Source organism: Methylophilus sp. (assembly GCF_052173275.1).
In the GTDB taxonomy this organism is placed as follows: domain Bacteria; phylum Pseudomonadota; class Gammaproteobacteria; order Burkholderiales; family Methylophilaceae; genus Methylophilus.
This window is the reverse complement of the sequence record NZ_JBQMUL010000002.1, coordinates 2,513,084-2,531,659: the sequence shown is the minus strand read 5'-3', so window position 1 is coordinate 2,531,659 and position 18,576 is coordinate 2,513,084. Positions and strand designations below refer to the sequence as shown.

Here is an 18,576-nt window from a genome sequence, read left to right as displayed (position 1 = left end):
GCGGGCATGATAAAATTGCCAGCCTATGACTATGCACGCAGCACTGGAGTGGCGCGAGGGCCTGCCCTACTCTACTCAATTTAATGATATTTATTTTTCTGCCAGCCCGGATCAGCCACAGCATGGGCTGGCTGAGACCCGGCATGTTTTTCTGCAGCATAATGATTTACAGCAACGCTGGCAGGCGCTGCCGCCTGATCAGCCCAGTCATTTTGTGATTGTCGAAACCGGTTTCGGCAGCGGCCTGAACTTTCTGGCTGCTTTGCAACTGTGGAGGAAACATGCGCCAGCTTCAGCGCATTTACATTTTCTTAGTATTGAAATCGCCCCGTTTACCCTGCAGGATTTACAGCAGGCACATGCACATTTTCCGGAACTGGCCGAGCTTAGCCAGGCGTTGTGCCAGCAATATCGACTGCTGCAGCCAGGTATCAATCAGTTGGAGTTGCCAGCGTTTTCCACAAGTCTGACTTTGCATATTGCCGACGCGGCACAAGTGTTTCCCGCATTGCATGTGATGGCCGATGCGTGGTTTCTGGACGGTTTTGCGCCATCGAAGAATCCTGAAATGTGGCAGTCACCGTTATTTGACTGCATGGCCAGGTGCTCACGCCAAGGCACCACTTTCGCTACTTTTACCAGTGCCGGCTTTGTACGGCGTGGCTTGCAGGCTGCGGGTTTTATTGCTGAAAAGAAAACTGGCTATGGTGCCAAACGCGAAATGTTAAGTGGCGTGTGGCAATCAGCCGGCATTGAGCAGCAGCCGGCAATGCCTAAAGTGGCAGTGATAGGCGCGGGCATCGCCGGTTGCAGCAGCGCCTGGCACTTAGCCGGGCTAGGTTGCGAGGTGCATGTGTTTGAGCGAGCGGAGAAGGTGGCGCTTGGGGCATCGGGTAATCCACGCGGCATGCTCTACCCAAGGTTAAATGCAGAAAAACCCATGAATGACCAGCTGGCTTTACGTAGCTATAGTTTTAGCTTGCGTCATTATGCAAATCTGGGACTAACTGAAGATGTCTTTAAAGCCTGCGGATTACTGCAATTGGGCGGCAGTGCACGCGAACAAAAGCGAGTGCATAAAGTGGCAGCGCGCTACAGCGATTTAGGTCTGCTCACGCAGGTAGATGCAAGTCAGGCAACGGCATTAGCGGGTGTGACATTAACAACAGACTGCCTGCACTTTGCTGAAGCTGCCTGGGTCAACCCAGGCGAGGCCTGCCAGGTGATGCTGGCGCAAGCCAATATACATGTGCACCTACAACAGGAGATTCAGTCCATCTCCAGGCAAGACACAGGCTGGCAGTTGCAATCTGAGACTCAGGTATATGCAAGATTTGATGCCGTGATTGTGGCCAATGCGGCGGATGCCGCAACATTACTGCCTGACAGCGGTATGTGGCTGAACCCGGTGCGTGGGCAAATGGGCATGATAGCCACACAAGCGGCCTTAGAGCCGCTGAAAACGATTTTATGTGGCGATGGTTACCTGACGCCTTTGCATCAGGGCATGCACGCCATGGGCGCCACGTTTGCCGCAGGCGATGCGGATACCAGCCTGCGTGAAGAGGATAACCAATCAAATTTGAACATGATCAGCAGTCTAAGCCCGCAGTTTGACCAGGCGGGATCTGCAGAAGTGACTTTTGCCCGGGCTTCAAGTCGCTGTGGCTCGCCGGATTATTTACCATATGTTGGGCCATTGCTCCCGATAGCTTCCCTACCCTCAAATACTTCCCCCGGTTTTTCTGATTTGCCCGCCCCACAAGGGTTATACGTGCATGTGGCGCATGGCAGCAAAGGTTTGATGACCGCGCCCTATTGCGCTGCTGTACTGGCCAGGCGCCTGCTGCTTGATGTTGGTTTGCCCTTGCCTCAACTGACTGAAGATAGTTTCTGGGCAGGCCTGCATCCGCAACGTCACCTGTTTAAGCAACTAGGGTGGAAACAGCTGTTGAATCCGTTTAACGAGCAGGTGACATCATGACGCCAGAAATCCAGCGCTTACAGCAGCAATTGTGGCGTGCACCGCAGGATCCGGCCTTGCATTACGAGCTGGGTCGCTGTTACCTGGCACTGAAACAAGCCGAACTCGCACAGCGATCCTTTGCCCAGGCACTGCAGTTGGCTCCCGGCCACCCGCAAATTTTGATGCAACTCGGCAATACGGCCAGCCAGCGTGGTGATGAAGAATTGGCCGCCGATTACTTCAAGCAATCGTTACAACAAGATAACCAGCAAGCGGATGTGCACTTTAACCTGGCAAACAGCTTGCGCAAACTGGGCTTGAATAGCCTAGCCATACAGCATTTCCAGCAGGCATTAGCACTGGATCCGGCGGATGCAGAAACCCATAACAATGTGGGTAATGCCTACAGGGAAACCGGGCAACTTGATCTGGCGGTGGCCGCATATGCGCAAGCGCTTAAACAGAATCCGCAATTACTGCATGCCAAAGTGCACTGGATACACCAGAAGCAGCATATGGCCGACTGGCAAGGCATAGACCACGCCATTGATGAAGTACGCACAGCTTTAAAACAACGGCCACAAGCGCAGATTCCTCCGTTTGCGTTTCTCGCCATGCCTGGCACTAGCAGTGCAGAGCAACTGCAATGTGCGAGTGTGTGGGCGCAGCAACATTACGGGCATATCCAGCCGTTACCCGTGCCAGCTGCCCGCCGCCAAGACCAGAAAATCAGGCTAGCCTATATTTCTTCAGATTTTCGTCAACATCCGTTGGCCTACCTGGTCACCGATGTGATTGCCGCTCACGATCGCAGCCGCTTTGAGGTAAGCCTATATAGCCAGGCCAGGGATGATGGATCAAGCGAGCGCGAGGCTTTTATGTCAGCGGCAGACCACTGGATTGAGATTGCGGCCCTGAATGATGCAGCGGTGGCCGCGCATATACGGGCCGCTGATATTGATTACCTGATAGACCTGACAGGGTTTACGCAAAACAGCCGCAGTGGTGTGGCGGCTTACCGCCCTGCGCGCTGCCATATCAACTGGCTGGGGTATCCGGGCAGTATGGGCGAGGTCAATGGCAACTCCTTGTTTGATGTCATCCTGGTGGATGAGACTGTGCAGCAAGCTCAGTTTTCTGAGCGCACTATCCCCCTGCCTTGTTACCAGCCTAACAATGCGCAACGCCCGCAAGCCGAGGCTGGCACGCGCGCGCAACATGGGTTGCCTGAGCGTGGATTTGTGTTTTGCAGCTTTAACCAGAGCTTTAAAATCACCGCCGACGTGTTTGCCTGCTGGATGCGCATATTGCAGCAAGTGCCGGATAGCGTATTGTGGTTGCAAGCATGTAATCCATGGGCCACCAGCCACCTCAAACAGGCGGCACAGCTGGCAGGCGTACAGCCAGAGCGGCTGATCTTTGCGCCACGTACCAGTGTTAGTCAACATATTGCCCGCCAGCAACATGCAGACCTGATGCTGGACACTAGCCCTTACAATGCACACACCACCGCCAGCGACGCCTTATGGCAAGGCATTCCCTTATTAACCGTGGCTGGTGAGACGTTTCCGGCCCGTGTGAGCGCCAGTCTTTTAAAGCATATTGGCTTGGCGGAATGTATTTGTGATGATTGGGCGCAGCTGGAAAAACAGGCGATTGCACTGGCGAATGCCCCGGCGGCATTACAGGCGCTGCAAATAAAAGTGAAACAACAGGCGAAGATGCTATTTGATCCGCTGACTTTTTGCCAGCAGCTCGAGCAGGTTTATCGCCAGTTATTGCAATAACGCCCTACTCGTTGCTATACCACACCGACAATAATCCGGCAGCCACAATGCACAAGCCGCCGAACATCTCTATCAGCGACATGGTTTCGTTGGCCAGGAAATAAGCAGCGACCGCCGCCACAATCAGCTCAAACATAAATAAAACAGAAGCCTGAATGGCCGGGATCTTGGTGACGCCATATTGCACCAATAAGGTCGCTGATGTGATCATCAGCGCGATGATCAGTAACAAGCTCATGTCGCTGATGCTCACTGAGCGCAGCATGGCAAAGCCAGCCAGCCCCTCCTGCCACAGCAGGACGATCACCGATAAAGAAAATACCCCCAGCCAGACCAACATGGATTTAGTAGCAACGGTGAGATGGGTGGAGAATCGTGTAATCACATTGGTGATCGAGAAGCCTATGCCCGCCGATAAAGCCAGCCAGTCTGAAGTAGATTGCGGCCACGGCAGCCCCCATTGGCCGTCTGTCAGCATCAGCTCTGCCCCGACAAGGGATAATGCGATGGCTAGCAGTTGCGGGCGCTGCCAACGCTCATGCAGCCAGATGCGTGCCAGTAATAATGTCCATAGCGGCGACAGGTAAAACAACAACATGACCCGCATGACTTCACCATCTATGATGGCGAGCACATAGGCCAGGTTGGTCCATCCGGCGACAAGGCTCAGCCAGTAAGCAGATGCTGGCACTTTGGCGATATGTGGATAGCGGCGCCAGAACAGCAGCCCGCCTATCAGCAATGCCAGCCAGAAACTCATCACACTCGATTGCACGCCAGCAATTTCACTGTCATTCAGTAGTCGGTACGGGTACCAGATGAGTCCCCAGCTGATTGCACCGTAAATCAGTGCTGCCAGGGCAAAATATTTTTGCTGATGGGCTTTTTGTTTATGCGCAAGGCTCACTTATAATACAACCCTATGAATCCACATTTAAATTTACTCCAGCCCTACCCTTTTCAGCGTTTGCGTGACTTGTTTGAGGGGATAACGCCGAATCCTGACTTTGCGCCTGTCAACTTGTCCATAGGCGAGCCCAAGCATGCGACACCTGAAATCATTACCCAGGCATTGAGGGAGAATCTGGCCGGGCTAGCCAGCTATCCTACCACAATCGGGGTACCCGCCTTGCGTGTAGCCATCAACGAGTGGTTGCAGCGGCGTTATCAGATCCCGGCACTCAATATCGATAAAGCTATTTTGCCAGTCAATGGTAGCCGTGAGGCCCTATTTGCTTTTGCGCAAGCCGTGGTGGACACCAGCGTGTCTGCGCAACCCGTGGTCATCTCGCCCAACCCTTTTTACCAGATCTATGAAGGCGCCGCTTTTCTGGCAGGCGCGACGCCCTACTTTATCAACACCACCCCGGAAAATGACTATGTCATGGACCTGTCGCAAGTGCCGGTGGAGATACTCAAGCGCACTCAATTAGTGTTTGTTTGCAGCCCAGGCAATCCTTCCGGCAAAGTGATGGATCTACAAGCCTGGAAAACCCTGTTTGAGTTATCTGACCGGTATGGATTTGTGATTGCTTCTGATGAATGCTATTCGGAGATTTACTTTGATGAACTGAATCCGCCTGTGGGTGCTTTGCAAGCCGCCCATCAGTTAGGACGTGATTTTAGCCGTGTGGTCATGTTCAGCTCGTTGTCCAAACGCTCCAACGTGCCTGGCATGCGCTCCGGCTTTGTCGCAGGCGATGCTACCATCGTTGAAAAGTTTGCGCTCTATCGCACTTACCACGGTTGTGCCATGAACCCTGCCGTACAGGCCGCCAGTATCGTGGCGTGGAATGATGAAGCGCATGTGAAACAGAATCGCAGCCTGTATAGCGAGAAATTCAATACGGTCACGCCCTTACTCAAGCAGGTCTGGTCACACACACAGCTGCCTGATGCGGCATTTTACTTGTGGATCCACACGCAAAAAGATGACACGGCTGTTGCGATACAACTCTATAGAGACTTGAATATCACGGTATTGCCCGGTTCTTTCCTGGCGCGTGAAGCACACGGCATCAACCCAGGCGCAGGCTTTATCCGGATGGCATTAGTGGCCTCCACTGAAGAAACCATTGCAGCCGCACACCGTATTGTTGAACACCTGAAATAAAACCAACACTCAAAAACAAAAAAGCCGGATGCTTACGCATACCGGCTTTTTTTACTGCTAGAAAAAATTAAGCAGATTTTCTACGAGCGATAAAACCAATCAGACCCAAACCAACCAACATCAATGCATTGGTTTCTGGCTCTGGTACTGCAGTGATTGTATAGCTACCAGTGTAATCACCACCGCCAAGCAAGTTGAATTTCAATGTGTAGTTACCAGCAGCCAGGTTAGAAGCACTGAAAGTAAATCTGCTCAAATTGAAAATGCTTTGTGGCGCCCAGGTGAACAACTCATCACCATCAACTTCTAATGTAGCGCCAAAAAACAGGCCAGTATTCGCACCATTAAGAACGGTGAAAACAGGATCCAGCACACCAGTCAGATTGAAACTGCCACCCAAATAGGAGATGTCAATTTTCTCAGTTCTGGCTTCTGTTATACCAATGACATCATGACCGCTAAACGTTGTCGTTGTTGCAGATGCCGCGCCCGAAAAGGCTAATGCAGATGCCAGGGCAAATGCATTTACAAATGTAGATACTTTCATATCTTCTCCTCAATTAAAAAAATTATTAAAAAAACTCTTTATAAAACGCTTATAAAACAATTGCTTAATACAAATGCTTATTATGAATAATGCGACCTACGTAGTGAGACCCACCCAATCATGGACAAACCCAACAAAAACAGCACAGACATCTCTGGTTCAGGCACTGGCAGTGAAATAGCGTTCGCAGTGAAATTGTAATGACCGCCGTATAATCCGGTTGCGATGCCAGCTATTTTGAACGTATATTCGCCGGCAGATAGAGATGAAGAATCCGTCACCAGGGCACCATCTTCATCATATAAACCGAAATTGAATCCAGCAAGGTCATCCTGAAAGTCATAAATAACGATGGCTTCCTGGTTTTCGCCAAGACTGAAATCCTTGAAGATTTTAGAGATGCTGTAGTCAATACGACTTAAACCAAACAACTCAAAGGTATAGAAATGCTCAAATGAACCCACGCTAGGATTCACATCTAAGTTCACAACACCGTAGTTGAAATCAATCGCTTCAGCATTCGCGCTTGCGGCAAACACCGAAAAAAACAAGCAAAGCGCTAAATTTTTTAGTTTTTTCATCACTACTCCTCGACTCAGCATAAACGGTTTTAATTGCCCGGTTGGACCACCGTTTATCAACTGCTTTTTATATTGTTTTTTTAAATCATGTAGCAATAAATATTCCACAATTTAAATTTAAGGTAATCCATTGATTTTTATATTGTTTTTATTTTTTTCAATGTAAAAATAAATGGCTTAAATTTATTTTATGGCTATTTTGGTGCAAATTGTTTGATTTGGTGCACCCAAAAATACTCAGAACAATTCTCACTACCGGATTATACGTATAAAAAACAAGGATTTGTGAAATATTTATGAAAATGGATAGTATTGAATGTAATTAAATACGAGGGGATATAAATAGAAAATCAGGTTAACTGTCAGAGAAAACAGCTAGCCGGATATCTAGAACTTATCGGCCAGTTCAAAGCTGCTTCCCAGCGCGTCTTTCGCTGATAATAAAGGCTGTGTTTCTATCTGCCAATCGATGGCAAGCGTGGGATCATTCCAGAGTATGCAACGCTCATGCTGCGGCGCATAAAAATCGGTCGTTTTGTACAAAAACTCTGCTGTTTCAGACAAAACGACAAAGCCATGCGCAAACCCTTCGGGCACCCACAGCATTTTTTTGTTTTCATGGCTCAAAACTTCGCCTACCCAGTGACCAAAAGTGGGCGAATTTGATCGCAAATCAACCGCGACATCCAATACCGCCCCTTGCGTCACGCGCACCAGTTTGCCTTGTGGCTGTTGTATTTGATAATGCAAGCCGCGCAAGACGTTTTTTGCCGATTTCGAATGGTTATCCTGTACAAAGCGCGGGCGTAATCCGGTGGCTTCAGCAAAGACGTGCTCATTAAAACTTTCGTAGAAAAATCCCCTGTCATCCCCAAACACTTTCGGTTCAAACACAACAACATCGGCAATAGCAGTTTGATGCGCAATCACTAAAACACCTTCTCATTCACAATCTGTATCAAATACTGTCCATAGCTGTTCTTTTTGTAAAGCTCAGCTTGCTTTAATAACGCTTCGGCAGTGATATACCCCATGCGGAATGCGATTTCTTCAGGACAGGCGATTTTCAGGCCCTGCCGGTTTTCTATGGTTTGGATAAACAGGGAGGCCTCCAGCAACGATTCATGTGTGCCGGTATCCAGCCAGGCGTGTCCACGGCCCATCACTTCGACATTCAGTTGCTGTTGGGCAAGATAATGCTTATTCACATCGGTGATTTCCAGCTCGCCTCTTGGAGAGGGTTTTAAATTCGCAGCAATATCACTGACCTGGTTGTCATAAAAATACAGACCGGTCACGGCATAACGCGATTTTGGTTGCGTCGGCTTCTCCTCCAGGCTGATGGCTTTGCCTGTCGGATCAAATTCAACCACACCATACCGCTCAGGATCATTGACTGGATAAGCAAATACCGTTGCTCCGCTTTCCGAATGATTAGCTTGCTGTAGCGTTGTCGCCAAATCGTGACCATAAAAAATATTGTCGCCCAGCACCAGGGCGCTAGGTGAGTTATCGATAAAGGACTGGCCGATAATAAATGCTTGCGCCAAGCCATCGGGTGAAGGCTGCACGGCATATTGAATATTAATACCCCACTGCGAGCCATCGCCCAGCAACTGCTCGAACCTGGGCGTGTCTTGCGGCGTAGAGATCAGCAAGATATCTGCCACCCCGGACAACATCAGTGTCGTCAGCGGGTAGTAGACCATAGGTTTGTCATAAACCGGGATCAATTGCTTGGAAACCGCCTGCGTGGCCGGATACAGGCGCGTGCCAGACCCCCCCGCCAAAATAATGCCTTTTCTATTTTTTGCCATAATGCGCCCTATAAAATTTGCTGCAACACATGTGCAACGCCCTGTTTCCAGTCAGGTAGGCGTAAATCAAATGTGTGCTGGAACAACGTGGTATCCAACCTTGAGTTAGCCGGACGTTTTGCCGGCACCGGGTAATCTGCGGTTGTGATTGCTTTCACCATGTCTGGTGATACTTTCATTGGTTTACCGAGCTTAATTGCCTGCGCAATCACGAACCGGGCGTATTCGTGCCAGTTCGTCACCCCTGAAGCGACGACATGATACAAGCCATAGGGGAATATTGTGTCCCCAGGCTGTTTGATACGGCCAACTAACTGCGCCGTCACATCTGCCAGCAGTGCGGCTGAGGTCGGTGCGCCAAACTGGTCAGCCACTACACTCAGTGCATCACGCTCACTCGCCAGCTTTAACATGGTTTTTGCAAAGTTGCCGCCATGCGCACCAACGACCCAGCTGGTCCTCATGATCAAACTGCGCGGGCATGCGTTGAGTAAGGCCTGCTCGCCATCTCTTTTGCTGAGGCCGTAGACATTTTGCGGGTTCGTTGCATCAGATTCCTTGTAAAACTGCTCGCCCATGCCCTCGAATACATAGTCAGTCGAGTAATGAAACACAAACGCGCCTGATTTTGCAGCCTCTTCACCCATGATGCGCGGCGCATCGACATTGATTTTCCTGGCCAGGGCTACGTCAGACTCAGCTTTATCCACCGCTGTGTAAGCAGCTGGATTAATGATGCCATCCGGTTTGATCTCTCTAATCAATGCACGCAATGCCGCTTCATCGGCCAGATCACACTCAGCCCGGCCTAGCGCAATCACTTCAGCCAGTGGTGCCAGGCTGCGTTGCAATTCAAACCCAAGCTGGCCGTGACTTCCAGTCAGTAAAAGCTTCATTGATACTGCTTTTCTACCCATTGCCGATATTGGCCGCTGGTGATGTTTTCTACCCAGGATGGATGATCCAGGTACCACTGTACCGTTTTGCGGATACCTGTTTCAAACGTTTCAGCTGGTTTCCAGCCCAGTTCTTTTTCCAGCCTGGTGGCATCGATCGCATAGCGCCTGTCGTGCCCTGGGCGATCTTTGACATAGGTAACCTGCGTGTTGAAGGGCAAGCCATCCGCGCGCGGCTTCAACTCATCCAATATGCTGCAAATGGTATTCACCACCTCAATATTCGGCTTCTCGTTCCAGCCGCCTACATTATACGTTTCACCCAACTGTCCGGCAGAAAGCACACGGCGGATCGCCGTACAGTGATCTTTCACGTACAACCAGTCGCGAATCTGCTGGCCATCGCCATAAATAGGTAATGGCTTACCATTCAAGGCATTATGGATCACAAGCGGGATCAGCTTTTCGGGGAAATGATAGGGACCGTAATTGTTCGAGCAATTCGTGGTGAGCATAGGCAAGCCATAGGTATGGTGATACGCCCGCACCAGATGGTCAGAAGCGGCTTTGGATGCGGAGTATGGGCTGTTTGGTTCGTAACGATTGTGCTCGTTAAACGGCGGGTCGTTCTTGGCTAATGACCCATAGACTTCATCTGTGGAGACATGCAAAAACCTGAAATCTGCTTTTTCATCGCCTTCCAAGGCACTCCAGTAAGCACGCACAGCCTCAAGCAGGTGAAAAGTGCCGACCACATTGGTTTGAATAAAATCTTCAGGGCCATGGATAGAACGGTCTACATGCGACTCTGCAGCAAAATTCAGCACAGCCCTGGGTTGATGTTCGGCCAGCAATCGTTTGACGAGTTCAAAGTCACCAATATCACCTTGCACAAAAATATGGCGAGCATCATTGGCCAGCGATGTCAGGTTATCCAGGTTACCCGCATAAGTCAGTTTGTCCAGGTTCACCACAGGCTCATCCGACTGCGCCAGCCAATCCAATACAAAATTACTGCCGATAAACCCGGCGCCCCCCGTAACAAAAATCATGTAATCAATAACCTTTTTTAAGTGTTCAGATACCAAAAAGGCATATTAGAACGTTTTTGCGATGACGACAATTTTGTTATGAATATTAACCGTGCATCTGGAGCAGCTAACAAGCCAGGATTATGCGAATTTTTTCAGTTGCGCCATGACACTGGCAAGCAATGATTGCGCGGCCAACTGGCTGGTTTCTTCCACATAACACCTGAATTCAGGCGCATTGCCGGAGGGCCGTAAATGTACCACGCTGCCAGATTGCAAGGTCACCCGTAAGCCATCAGTCGTGTCCATATGCGATACCTGCTCTGCAAGTTCCAACGATTGCAACATATCGGCAGGATCAGCCGTCCAGCCAGACAGCAATGCCTTGCTTTTTTCGGTAGGGAAATCCTGCAGGCGGTCACTGGCGGTAAAGCGCTGTGGCAAGGCCGCCACTAATTGTGACAGTGGCTTGCCCTGGGCCTTGACCTGTGCCAGCAAAGTCACCACCGGCAGTACCGCATCGCGGGTTGGCAATGGCTGTAGTGTGGGTGACTGCGGAATATGGCTGCCTAGCAAAAAGCCACCATTCGCTTCAAACCCGGCCACGCTGGTGGCGCCCTCTTTTTGTAATGCTTCCATGCCCGCGATGACAAAAGGTGAGCCTATGCGCGTGCGGGCTACCTGTTGGAAATAACCACTGGCCTCAATTGCGGTATTACAGCTCACAGGCACCGCCAGATGAGAGATCTGCAATGCCTGTGCGGTCAACAAACCCACGATGTCGCCACGCAGCCAGTTACCTTGTTCATCACTGATCAATGGCCGGTCACCATCGCCATCGGTAGAAATAATCGCATCTACCTGATATTGCGCAGCCCAATCCAGGCCGCGTTGCGTATCTTCAGCCGATACCGCTTCAGTATCGATAGGCACGAAGATGTCTGACCGTTCCAGGCAAACAACTTCAGCACCCAAGTCACTCAACAGGCGATGCAGCACATCCCTCGCCACGCTTGAGTGCTGGTAAATCGCCAGCTTTAACCCTGTAAGCGCCTGGTCACCCAATAAATCTTTATAGCGCTGAATATACTCGGCTCTGGCCTGAGGCGTTTCTTCAGGCAAGCTGACGGTAGTTTCGGATAAGGTCTGCAACTCACTGGCCAACATAGCGGCTTCATCAGACTTGGTGATTTCACCATCGGGACGGTAAAACTTGAGGCCGTTGCGGTCAAAAGGAATATGGCTGCCCGTGACCATGATGCCGGGGATCTTACGAGTCTGGGCAAATAAAGCCAAGGCAGGCGTGGGGATAGCCCCACAAAAAATGAGTTCCAACCCAAGTTGCCGCAGCATTTTTGCGCAGGCTTCAGCAATCCGCGGACTACTCGGGCGCAAATCGACCGCAATGGCGACTTGCTTAAATTCAAACGCGCCCTGCACGGTGTTCACAAAAGCCTGGGTGTAAGCGGCACACACCTCATCGGTCATAGCAGCCACCAGGCCACGTGCACCACTGGTACCAAAAGCCACCCCACTCTGCTGCATCACTGTTTGCAAGACTGGCATACCCGACACCTTAACTGCGGCCATAAGTGTCTTCGTAGCGGACGATATCGTCTTCGCCCAGATAACTGCCTGATTGCACCTCAATCAAATGCAATGGCAGTTTGCCCGGGTTTTCCAGCCTGTGGGTAGAACCAATCGGGATGTAGGTAGATTCGTTCTCGGTATACAGCTTGCTCACATCATCAACTGTAATCATTGCCGAACCACTCACCACCACCCAGTGCTCGGCACGGTGATGATGCATTTGTAATGACAATCTCTCGCCTGGTTTCACCATGATGCGTTTTACCTGGAAGCGCTCGCCAATATCAATGCCCTCGTACCAGCCCCAGGGGCGGTATACACGCGGATGCATTTGGTGTTCAGAACGGCCGCTGGCTTTCAAGTGATCGACAATGCTCTTCACATCCTGCGCGCAATCGCGGTGGGCTACTAAAACTGCATCGCCCGTCTCCACAATCAGCAAATCCTCCACGCCCACCGCCGCAACAAAACGGCCTTCAGCACGGATTAAAGTATTTTTCACATCCTTCAGGTAAACATCACCACGCGTCGCATTACCATCTGCATCATTAGGCTGCACGTCCTTCAGCGCAGTCCAGGAGCCAACGTCATTCCAGCCAATACTCGCAGGCACGATGGCCGCCAGCTTGGTTTTTTCCATCACCGCATAATCGATCGAATCCGAAGGCGATTCAGCGAATGACGCCTCGTGTAAACGCACAAAGTCCAAGTCCTTATAGCTTTGCTCAACCGCTTTAGCCACCGCACTAACCATGTTTGGCGCATATTGCGCCAGCTCGCTCAAGAACACGGCTGGTTTAAACAAAAACATGCCGCTGTTCCAGTAAAAATTACCGGCGTCCACATACTGTTGCGCTGTCTCGGCATTCGGCTTCTCTACAAATCGTGCCACATCAAAAGCGCCTTCAGCCCCATTTAAAGCATTACCCGATTGAATATAGCCATAACCAGTTTCAGCGTGTGTAGGCTCAATCCCAAAAGTCACCAGCTTGCCCTGCTCCGCCGCCACGCTGGCTCTACGTACGGCAGCTTCAAAAGCAGCCACATCTGTGATCACATGGTCAGCCGGCAACACCAGCATCAACACATCCTGCTCTTTCAAACTGATGGCTGCCGCAGCAATCGCAGGCGCCGTGTTACGCGCAATCGGCTCCAGCACAATCGATGCCGGGTTTAAATTCACCTGACGCAACTGCTCAGCCACCAAAAAGCGATGGTCATTACCACATACCACAATCGGGTCACTCACATCAGCCCAGCTGGATAACCTGGTCAATGTTTCTTGGAGCATGGTGTTATCAGTCACCAAAGGCAACAGCTGCTTAGGCAATACCGCACGCGAGAGAGGCCACAATCGTGTACCTGAACCACCAGAAAGAACTACGGGAACAATTTTCATTTTAGCCACCACTCAAAATAGTAAAAGAAATCTTTAATACAATAATTAGTTTTTGTTGCGAAGGTATTTCTTTACCTCGAAAAGCAGAGTGACACTCTCTCTGAATTTTGGAATTAATAAAAAGAAAATACTTAATATAACCGACATATAAGTCCAACCTATTAAAAGGTTATAGTTGCCTTGACTTGTTGAATGACTTATCAAATAGTTCGAAATATGTGCCGCTGCGAAATAACAAAAAGCAGTTAACAACGGTCTATAAATCATTTCTTTTACAGGTATGCCAGAATTTTTTAACCAAAAAATTCCATATAACCAATAGACCATTAACGCTAAAGAGTATGCATAAGCAACACCGACTACGCCCGAAAAAAGTCCTAGGGATGTGATCAATATAACCCCTGGTCTGCCTATCGTAACAAGTTTTAAAAGAGACGAAGTCATACCTTTCGTTACATATACTACAAAAACTGTGTGACATAAGACGGTAAAGACACCAGCAAAAGTTAATCCAATAAAAACAGGCACCATTTTTATCCATTGATCCCCCAGAACAAGACTAAATAAAAGTTCTGTTTGACAACTAGCTGCTGCTAAGCCAGCAGTACAAATATGAAAAATGATGTTCTGGCCAAATAGCAGATAACGATTGTATTTACTAATATCTTCAGCGTTCAATCTTGACAACACGGGTACTGCAACCGTTGTAAAAGATCCATTAAATTGATTTATAGGAACCATAAGTAGCTTATTCGCCCTATCAAATATTCCCAAGCTGATTGCTCCAAAATATCGACCTATGAGCATAGAAGGGAGATTGTTAGAGAAGTATGCCAATAGTTGAGTACCAACTAATCCTGCTCCAAATTTGAAAAACTGACTCATTTCCGTGTCTTTAGTTGGAAGGCCTGGTAACCATCGTCCAAAGGCGATATATAGCAATACTTGAACCGATGCTTGACTTAATAGTTGTGCAACGATTGACCAGTAAGAGTAATTTTGATATGCGCAATAAATACCAGTAGCTATACCAACTGAGAAAGCGATAACATCCGTGAAAACTAATTGTTTAAATTTGAGCTCTCGATTTAATTGAGCTTTGTACTGTGCAGAAATGCCATTAAGGATAAAATTCAAGGACATTACTTGAGCAATTAATACAAGTTCGCTACGTCCGTAAAAGGTAGCCAACTCTTCAGAAAAGTTAAAGGAGAGTGTGGCAAATACCAAACCAATTAATACATTAATCCAAAATAAATTACTTATTTGTGATTTGGATATTTTTGCTACTTGAATAGATGCAGTGGCTAATCCAAAGTCTGAAATAATATCGCACACGCCGTATATGGCAACAACCATGGCCACAAGCCCAAAGTCTTCAGGCATTAGCAATCTTGCTAAAACCACGAGATTGATCAGTTGCAAACCAACTTTAAATACTTGCCCCGTCATCATTGTGACGCCACCGCGTGCTGCTTTACCTGATAAGCTCAAATTGTTACACCATATATATAAATGAAGGGGCTGTCCTAAATAACTAGCGATACTTTTTTAACACATTATTTTAAGGGGCAGTCTAATGCTTAATTAGTACATCGCCCAAAGGCCTTCTAGCAGATAATGGAACAACCACATCTTCCTCGGGGTAGCCAATCGCCAAAAATGTCAGAATTCTTTCATTATTTGGAATATTGCCCTGCTCATGTGCTTTGACATCAGTATCTGGATTCACACACCAATTCAGGCAGCAAGACACCATGCCTTGAGATTGTAATGCCAGAATGAAAGCCATAAGGAATAGACCGCCATCCAAATGCGGTTCAAATCTTTCTGTTGAATCAAAAAATGATCCGAGGTCGCAACACATGACTACAAGCATAGGTACTTTGTGGCCAAATCCTGCATTGCCATTCTGTAATGCTAACATTTGGTCAATATCGCCACGCTTGTTATATATGTGAACTTTCCAAGGTTGCCTATTACATGCCGAAGGGCTTAATTGAGCAACTTGGACGGCTCGTTCAACCAATGCCATATCTATAGATTTATCGTCAAAATTTCTGGTGCTACGCCTACTCAATGATAGCTGGTACAGCATTTCAAATGACTGAGCTGGAGGCTTTTCGATAGAAATTGGTGTTTGATATTGAGTAGCAAAATCACGCTCTACCAAAAAATTATTTATTTTTTTTGCGATTGAAGCCGCCTCGGGTTGGGATGCGGAAGTGAGGTTAGCAAATTCCCAGTATGACTTTAGCGTAGCGCATGCGGCTTGATAGATAGGAGCTTCTCTTGGTAGACCAACACTATCCCACTCATTTAAAAGCTCTAATGTTTTTTCTGCAGCGAGGTGACCAAACCATCTTCGGTTTTCAGGAGGTAAGCAAAGCCCTTTTTCAAGTTTATGGAAGTAGAAAATCAGCTCAGAACTCAACTTCCAATAATGAGCGCCTTTACGTTGCCAGCCCAAATATCGCCAATCATCAAGAATATCCTTTTTGTAGTTTATGAATCGGGCAACTCTTACTGCAGAATTCTTGAGCTTTTTCAGATTTTTATGGAGTCCTGGAACCTTCCACAATACTGATTTAAGTCGACTAGCAATGCTATTTTTACTCATCGTGTTCTCTTAGATATTTAGAAATGCGGGCTGCACTAGATAACTAGCAAATATATTTTTTAACCCAATTTTTTAATTTTGATAACTTAATCTGTGTGGTTTGAGTTTTAAACCGCCACTCGCACGCATTCAAGAACAGCACGAGAGTTAGCTTTTGTCTCACCGTTGGGTTTACGCATACCTTGCTTGGCCTGATCCCAGAAGTTCTCTATGCAATTGATATGATTTTGCTTGATTCAATTAATCAACTTAAAGCTTTTAATAAAAACTCTGAAGATAGTGTTCTCAACTCATTAACTTTCGCATTAACCTCTTTGTAATCGATTAAGTTTTCAACCAACTCTTTTGCACTGTGGCTGCCAAGTTGTTTTTCATCGATTAGACGACTTTCCAGATTCAATTGTTTCAACAGAGATGTGAATCTGCTTGCGCCACGATCAGCGTTGATAATTACTACGAATTGCTTATTGAAAATAATACAAAAAACCATGCCATGAAATGAGTCAGTTATCACAAAATCTGAATCATGAATTGCAGTCACCCACTCTGGCACTGTTAAAAATGATTGAAGTCCTAGTGAGGAAACTTGATACTGACTTCCCAGATTTCTTGCAACGTTATCAATAAAATCCTGCTTTTCGCCGTGCTGGTCTAAAACGTACGTAAGAAGTGATTTATTTGATTTATTTTTTAATGAACTGCTGTCAGTTTCGCTGAGAAATTTTGTATAAAAGTTTTTATTTATTAAGAGTGTAGGATCTATTACATGCGTGCAGTTCTTAACTCCTAGTTCATCGCATACTGAAATACCATCAGCCTCTCTAGTTGAGACGGCATAAAAATCATTGAGTAGTGTTGAAATAGCTTGTTTCTTTTCAGAGGCTTGCCAGTGAGACTTTCCAAATGAAGCAGCGTAAGCAATTTTTCTGGTCTTAGTCCCTTTAGCAAAACTTAAAAAATATCTCTCAAATCCATCTTTAATATAATCCCAGCGCCAAACCTGGTCACTGCCGACAACTATTGCATCAAGATTTTCTTGATTAGTAACGAAAGCAAAATCATTCAATGATCTTAAATTGCGTGTTTGATTGGGAAGGTATTTTTTTAAAAATGGTTTATGAAATTGACCTTTTAGATATATATATCTAAGTGTCTTAAAGTTTTGAAATGGAATTCTTTCAATAAATGTTCTAACCCAAAGCTCGAATCTATGTCTGAACGTAGTGTTACTCAAAAAAACAACATCATAGTTGTGCTCTTTTAGAAAGTTGTATAACGCAACCGCTTGTAGCATTCCGCCATAATTCTCATGCAAAGGTAAAGTTAAAATGCCAACTTTTTTCATTTTTATCGCTTTAATTTTCGTGTGATTACTAATTGTTGTTTTATAGACGAGCTACATATTTGTGAAACATACTGGTTTTATTGAAACTGAATTCTTTTATAACCTTGTAGAATTTTAACTACAGCCAAAATCCTAAAGCTTCTCAACAAGGTTTTGAATTCAAGGAATCCAACTTTTAATGGGTTAATTTCAATGTCCGAAGCAAGACCTTTTCTACTATCCGATTCAATAAATTTATCTTGAATTGCAATCGCAGGGCTCACTTGATAGAGAGAGATTGAACTTGGCACGGGAGATTCTTCATAGCAAAAAAGGAAGGCGTCGAGCAACATATAGTTTTTTGGATCTACAGCGAGTAAGTTCTGGGCACACTTTTTACTGATTATATATGCCCCAGCACACCATGCGGTTGAAACTAGCTTAGCCAAATGCCTTTTGTTCTGGCTTACAGACACATCCTTCAAATCTTTAAGTAGTACCTTTGACGTTGAAGTTTCCAATCTTATAATATCGAAGTCATCAGGCATCCAGCTATGATCCGAAAGTAGCTTTTTTGCATCCGCTGAAAAGTGCATGTCGTCCTCGAGAACTAGAGCGTAATCCTCATCTCCATTGGCAACTAATTTCCAGGTTTCAAAATGACTTAAAAAGCATCCAATACCACCGCCTTTATCCCAACTACGGCTACCGATTTTGTTATAAAAATCGTCATATTCTGCATCAGTCATTGACATCCCGTTAACAGCAGATACTCTCTGAAATGAAATTCCAAGCTCATCAAGCTTTTCCCGCATGTGATTAAGGCGTGCTTGAGCTTTATCTAGGTTGATCAGATAGGTTTGCATAAATTGCCCAGTAAGTGAATTGAGAGTTTTATTAAAACT

General features: G+C 47.1%; 16 protein-coding genes. 3 read left to right on the top strand and 13 right to left on the bottom strand.

The window, feature by feature from the left end; translation table 11 throughout:
* The first annotated feature begins 25 nt into the window (after positions 1-25).
* Both mnmC and ACTS9Y_RS13280 read left to right on the top strand, forming a co-directional pair.
* Positions 26-1,984, top strand: coding sequence for a bifunctional tRNA (5-methylaminomethyl-2-thiouridine)(34)-methyltransferase MnmD/FAD-dependent 5-carboxymethylaminomethyl-2-thiouridine(34) oxidoreductase MnmC (gene mnmC / locus ACTS9Y_RS13285; RefSeq protein WP_442586408.1), 1,959 nt, complete (start codon positions 26-28; stop codon positions 1,982-1,984).
* Positions 1,981-3,753 carry an O-linked N-acetylglucosamine transferase, SPINDLY family protein gene (locus tag ACTS9Y_RS13280; protein ID WP_442586407.1) on the top strand — a complete coding sequence of 591 codons (1,773 nt, stop codon included), beginning with the start codon at positions 1,981-1,983 and terminating at the stop codon, positions 3,751-3,753. Before mnmC ends, ACTS9Y_RS13280 begins: the two co-directional genes overlap by 4 nt.
* Positions 3,754-3,757: 4 nt before the next feature.
* Here ACTS9Y_RS13280 and ACTS9Y_RS13275 read toward each other — a convergent pair whose 3' ends face one another.
* A complete protein-coding gene (locus tag ACTS9Y_RS13275) occupies positions 3,758-4,660 on the bottom strand; it encodes a DMT family transporter (protein ID WP_442586406.1) in 903 nt (300 codons plus the stop codon).
* A gap of 15 nt (positions 4,661-4,675) precedes the next feature.
* On the opposite strand from ACTS9Y_RS13275, the gene dapC reads away from it, so the two are divergent.
* Complete coding sequence (gene dapC / locus ACTS9Y_RS13270) at positions 4,676-5,866, top strand: succinyldiaminopimelate transaminase (protein WP_442586405.1); 1,191 nt, start codon at positions 4,676-4,678, stop codon at positions 5,864-5,866.
* A 67-nt stretch (positions 5,867-5,933) separates the two neighbouring features.
* On the opposite strand, the gene ACTS9Y_RS13265 is transcribed toward dapC, so the two are convergent.
* The 12 genes from ACTS9Y_RS13265 to ACTS9Y_RS13210 form a co-directional block, all read right to left on the bottom strand.
* A complete protein-coding gene (locus tag ACTS9Y_RS13265; RefSeq protein WP_442586404.1) occupies positions 5,934-6,413 on the bottom strand; it encodes an FxDxF family PEP-CTERM protein in 480 nt (159 codons plus the stop codon).
* Positions 6,414-6,493: 80 nt separating this feature from the next.
* Complete coding sequence (locus ACTS9Y_RS13260) at positions 6,494-6,994, bottom strand: FxDxF family PEP-CTERM protein (protein ID WP_442586403.1); 501 nt, start codon at positions 6,992-6,994, stop codon at positions 6,494-6,496.
* Between the two features lie 387 nt (positions 6,995-7,381).
* Positions 7,382-7,924, bottom strand: coding sequence for a dTDP-4-dehydrorhamnose 3,5-epimerase (gene rfbC / locus ACTS9Y_RS13255; RefSeq protein WP_442586402.1), 543 nt, complete (start codon positions 7,922-7,924; stop codon positions 7,382-7,384).
* Entirely contained in the window at positions 7,924-8,811 is an 888-nt protein-coding gene (rfbA, locus tag ACTS9Y_RS13250; RefSeq protein ID WP_442586401.1) for a glucose-1-phosphate thymidylyltransferase RfbA, read from the bottom strand. Before rfbA ends, rfbC begins: the two co-directional genes overlap by 1 nt.
* 8 nt (positions 8,812-8,819) lie before the next feature.
* Positions 8,820-9,707 (bottom strand): dTDP-4-dehydrorhamnose reductase, encoded by an 888-nt coding sequence (rfbD, locus tag ACTS9Y_RS13245; protein ID WP_442586400.1) that lies wholly within the window; start codon positions 9,705-9,707, stop codon positions 8,820-8,822.
* The gene (gene rfbB, locus ACTS9Y_RS13240; RefSeq protein WP_442586399.1) at positions 9,704-10,759 is read right to left on the bottom strand and encodes a dTDP-glucose 4,6-dehydratase; all 1,056 of its coding nucleotides are present in this window, start codon (positions 10,757-10,759) and stop codon (positions 9,704-9,706) included. Before rfbB ends, rfbD begins: the two co-directional genes overlap by 4 nt.
* A 120-nt stretch (positions 10,760-10,879) precedes the next feature.
* Positions 10,880-12,304, bottom strand: coding sequence for a phosphomannomutase (locus tag ACTS9Y_RS13235; protein ID WP_442586398.1), 1,425 nt, complete (start codon positions 12,302-12,304; stop codon positions 10,880-10,882).
* Between the two features lie 10 nt (positions 12,305-12,314).
* On the bottom strand, positions 12,315-13,727 hold the full coding sequence (locus ACTS9Y_RS13230; RefSeq protein ID WP_442586397.1) for a mannose-1-phosphate guanylyltransferase/mannose-6-phosphate isomerase: 1,413 nt from the start codon (positions 13,725-13,727) through the stop codon (positions 12,315-12,317).
* A 45-nt stretch (positions 13,728-13,772) separates the two neighbouring features.
* The gene (locus tag ACTS9Y_RS13225; protein WP_442586396.1) at positions 13,773-15,221 is read right to left on the bottom strand and encodes a lipopolysaccharide biosynthesis protein; all 1,449 of its coding nucleotides are present in this window, start codon (positions 15,219-15,221) and stop codon (positions 13,773-13,775) included.
* An 82-nt stretch (positions 15,222-15,303) separates the two neighbouring features.
* On the bottom strand, positions 15,304-16,347 hold the full coding sequence (locus ACTS9Y_RS13220) for a nitroreductase family protein (RefSeq protein ID WP_442586395.1): 1,044 nt from the start codon (positions 16,345-16,347) through the stop codon (positions 15,304-15,306).
* 244 nt (positions 16,348-16,591) lie between these two features.
* Positions 16,592-17,692, bottom strand: coding sequence for a polysaccharide pyruvyl transferase family protein (locus ACTS9Y_RS13215; RefSeq protein WP_442586394.1), 1,101 nt, complete (start codon positions 17,690-17,692; stop codon positions 16,592-16,594).
* Positions 17,693-17,769: 77 nt separating this feature from the next.
* Entirely contained in the window at positions 17,770-18,537 is a 768-nt protein-coding gene (locus ACTS9Y_RS13210; RefSeq protein ID WP_442586393.1) for a glycosyltransferase family 25 protein, read from the bottom strand.
* Between the last annotated feature and the right edge of the window lie 39 nt (positions 18,538-18,576).

Coding starts and splice junctions, on each gene's coding strand:
- mnmC (WP_442586408.1), top strand. CDS start 26: ATGACTATGCACGCAGCACTGGAGTGGCGCGAGGGCCTGCCCTACTCT.
- ACTS9Y_RS13280 (WP_442586407.1), top strand. CDS start 1,981: ATGACGCCAGAAATCCAGCGCTTACAGCAGCAATTGTGGCGTGCACCG.
- dapC (WP_442586405.1), top strand. CDS start 4,676: ATGAATCCACATTTAAATTTACTCCAGCCCTACCCTTTTCAGCGTTTG.
- ACTS9Y_RS13265 (WP_442586404.1), bottom strand. CDS start 6,413: ATGAAAGTATCTACATTTGTAAATGCATTTGCCCTGGCATCTGCATTA.
- ACTS9Y_RS13260 (WP_442586403.1), bottom strand. CDS start 6,994: ATGAAAAAACTAAAAAATTTAGCGCTTTGCTTGTTTTTTTCGGTGTTT.
- rfbA (WP_442586401.1), bottom strand. CDS start 8,811: ATGGCAAAAAATAGAAAAGGCATTATTTTGGCGGGGGGGTCTGGCACG.
- rfbD (WP_442586400.1), bottom strand. CDS start 9,707: ATGAAGCTTTTACTGACTGGAAGTCACGGCCAGCTTGGGTTTGAATTG.
- rfbB (WP_442586399.1), bottom strand. CDS start 10,759: ATGATTTTTGTTACGGGGGGCGCCGGGTTTATCGGCAGTAATTTTGTA.
- ACTS9Y_RS13235 (WP_442586398.1), bottom strand. CDS start 12,304: ATGCCAGTCTTGCAAACAGTGATGCAGCAGAGTGGGGTGGCTTTTGGT.
- ACTS9Y_RS13230 (WP_442586397.1), bottom strand. CDS start 13,727: ATGAAAATTGTTCCCGTAGTTCTTTCTGGTGGTTCAGGTACACGATTG.
- ACTS9Y_RS13220 (WP_442586395.1), bottom strand. CDS start 16,347: ATGAGTAAAAATAGCATTGCTAGTCGACTTAAATCAGTATTGTGGAAG.
- ACTS9Y_RS13215 (WP_442586394.1), bottom strand. CDS start 17,692: ATGAAAAAAGTTGGCATTTTAACTTTACCTTTGCATGAGAATTATGGC.
- ACTS9Y_RS13210 (WP_442586393.1), bottom strand. CDS start 18,537: ATGCAAACCTATCTGATCAACCTAGATAAAGCTCAAGCACGCCTTAAT.